This window comes from Thermogemmatispora sp. (genome assembly GCF_019683755.1).
Classification (GTDB): Bacteria; Chloroflexota; Ktedonobacteria; order Ktedonobacterales; family Ktedonobacteraceae; genus Thermogemmatispora.
Genome location: NZ_JADGHT010000491.1, coordinates 1 through 2,603, shown reverse-complemented (window position 1 = coordinate 2,603; position 2,603 = coordinate 1). Strand labels below are relative to the sequence as shown.

Annotated in this window: 3 protein-coding genes; all 3 read left to right on the top strand. The window is 57.3% G+C overall.

What is annotated here, in order from left to right:
* The first annotated feature begins 413 nt into the window (after window positions 1-413).
* Window positions 414-1,247: an AAA family ATPase gene (locus IRZ24_RS19190; RefSeq protein WP_297168027.1), complete on the top strand. Its 834-nt coding sequence runs from the start codon at window positions 414-416 to the stop codon at window positions 1,245-1,247.
* A gap of 252 nt (window positions 1,248-1,499) precedes the next feature.
* On the top strand, window positions 1,500-1,691 hold the full coding sequence (locus IRZ24_RS19185) for a hypothetical protein (protein ID WP_297168011.1): 192 nt from the start codon (window positions 1,500-1,502) through the stop codon (window positions 1,689-1,691).
* A 291-nt stretch (window positions 1,692-1,982) separates the two neighbouring features.
* On the top strand, window positions 1,983-2,363 hold the full coding sequence (locus IRZ24_RS19180) for a DUF983 domain-containing protein (RefSeq protein ID WP_297168008.1): 381 nt from the start codon (window positions 1,983-1,985) through the stop codon (window positions 2,361-2,363).
* Window positions 2,364-2,603: the final 240 nt, after the last annotated feature.

The window sequence follows — 2,603 nt, the reverse complement described above, 5'->3', positions numbered from 1 at the left end:
GATTAAGCGTGCGCATGGGGTCTCCTGGCAAGGCAATGGAAATTCCACAAGGTAGGTGAAAGATGCAGAAAGAACAGATACCCAGATGCCTGCTCTTTGTTGTTTGTTTATTATCTTAGAAGAAAAGAGCCGGCCTCGGCAAGCAAGCAGAAGATGGAGAGAGACGAACTGGCAGACAGAGCGATGGCCAGCCAGATCGAGCCAGCATGAGGGAGGCGCTGGTCTGCTCCTTCCGACCGGATTGACCCTTGCGCCTGGCATTGCTCTCAGTATACCATGAGAAAAAAGGAGGCGGCGCGAGAGGGGCAGAGAACGAGCCAGCAGCATTGTCCTAGGGCAGCGGCCTTCACTGGCCAGTGGCTATGCAGGGATCAGGGCCGAGCGGCGTGGTCCCGCAGCCAGGGAGTTAGAGCATGAACAGTGAAAACGAGGAGCAGACCGGCGAACGACCAGCAGAGCAAGTGCAAGTGGAAGAGCGCTCTGTGGTTGTGGGAGGGGGAGGCAGCGCAACGCGTCTACTAGAGGAACGGGCCTGGAGTGGAGATCTCCCCTCGGGCATCCCCCCGCGGGGAACAGTGGTTGTCACAATCACTCGTCAGCTAGGCAGCGGCGGCAGCGAGATAGGGCGCCTGGTAGCTCGCCGGACAGGGCTACGCTATCTAGACCGTCAGATCATCACAGAAGTGGCCCGCCGTCTAGGTGTAGATGTGCGTGAAGCCAGGCGTCTTGATGAGTATACCGCTGGGGTTGCCGCCCAGATTCTCGAGGCGGTGCGCGCTAGCCAGCCGTTCACTCTCAACTATGCCGGCTTGCTTGGTCAGACAAGCCATGCCACCCAGCAACATGACGAAATTGCCCATCTCCACCTGACTCAGAAGGTTATTTTAGAGATGGCGACTCAAGGCAATGTTGTCATCGTTGGCCGTGGCTCCCAGTTCTTGCTACAGCATGCCCCTCGCACGCTCCACGTAGCGATTTTTGCTCCGCTAGCGCAGCGCATTACCCGCGTCATGAGTGCACTGCACGTTGATCAGCGCCGCGCACGCGAATTAATTGAACAGCGTGATTATGAGTACACCGCCTATCTGCGCCGCTACTATGGAAGCGATGGCCAGCAGCCGGGTCTCTATCACCTCCTGATCAACACAGGCCTCTTCTCCTTCGCCCAGGCTGCTGACCTCATCTGTCAGGCGCTGTCTGTGATCACCAGTGGGCCAGAGGCTGATTTCTCATCCCGCCAGCAGTGACTGATTGGACAGCCCAGGCTGCCCTATGGTATACTGTAGCGAAGGCAGGCAGAGCACTGGCCTTTTTCTGCTGCTCTGCGCCGTAATAATGCTTCAGCGAGCAGACGGCAGCCAGAGAGCGGAACCAAGCTGAGAAGCGTGAGACAGCCGCTTCCTCTGGGGAGAGCCTGAAGACGCTGCCAAGCGTAAGTCAGCCTGTAGATACAGCAATATCAGCTCGTATATAGAGCAGAGGAAAGGGGTGTCGTGATCATGCCGCACAAGGGTGAGCTGTCCAAAACGGCACGCGCATCGTTGGCTAATCGCGAGGAGATCAACCATCTGACAAGCCGCATTTGCGCGAAGTGCGGTGAGCCGATCATGCTGAAGGAGCTGCAGCCAGTGAAGGTGATCGGCAAGGGCATGGTCTATTATCATAAGAGTCACTATAGTATCCAGCAGTAGAAGCGTTATCGGCAGGGAGCGCACTTGTGGCGAGCTAGCCACCAACGGTGCAGTATGAGCCGGAGCTGAGAGGGCTAGCTGATCAGGCTGCAGTAGCACCGGCGGCTAGTGGAGCAGGCAGCACTCAGCTGTGAGCAGGACCTTGCCAGCGCTGCGTCGCGGGGTCCTGCTAGTGGCTCGCCGGCGCTCCCGCTCGCGTTCAAGCGGGCGGCTCAGCTCTGCTTGCTCTGGGGCGGTAGCCCGATGCAACGCCGCGGAGTGCGTCTCTTTGTCTGAGAAGGTGGCGAGCCAATGACATGGAAACGGGCGCGTGTTTTATTCATCCGAGCCTTATTACTGCGCTGTCCAGTGTGCGGTGAGGGCAAGCTCTACTCTGGGCTATTCAAAACTTACGAACGCTGTCCAGCCTGCAATTTCGAATATGAGCGTGAGCCGGGCTACTATACTGGAGCGATGGCTGTCAACCTGGTGCTGAGTGAGCTACTCATTACCGCGATCACGATCCCACTGGCCGTCAATACCAGTGTCCCCTTTATCCCGCTGCTCATCTGGGGCATGACCATGCCCGTCATTTTCCCTCTCATCTTTTACCGGCACACAAAAAGCTTCTGGATGGCCTTCGATCACCTCATCCATCCTGTGACCAACGAGCGTATCTTCTTCCCTGAGTAGCGCCAGGCTGAGCGCGGCAGAGGGAATCACCAATGCCGCTGCCCAGCATACTGGCTGGGAGGATCTCCACTCTAGCGACGGAGGGGCTTCGTCCGAGTCCTGGATAGAACGCTTACGGTCCACTTCTCTCCACACACTGAGATATCTATCTCGACCGGTGTCGCTCTCTCCTCTTGACAGCTGTGGCAGGAATTGAGAAAATCGAGAGCAACTGTATATGTGAGGAGCAAGGTATCTTTG

Excerpts from the sequence above, each read along its gene's own strand:
- IRZ24_RS19190 (WP_297168027.1), top strand. The coding sequence starts at position 414 with ATGAACAGTGAAAACGAGGAGCAGACCGGCGAACGACCAGCAGAGCAA.
- IRZ24_RS19180 (WP_297168008.1), top strand. The coding sequence starts at position 1,983 with ATGACATGGAAACGGGCGCGTGTTTTATTCATCCGAGCCTTATTACTG.
- IRZ24_RS19185 (WP_297168011.1), top strand. The coding sequence starts at position 1,500 with ATGCCGCACAAGGGTGAGCTGTCCAAAACGGCACGCGCATCGTTGGCT.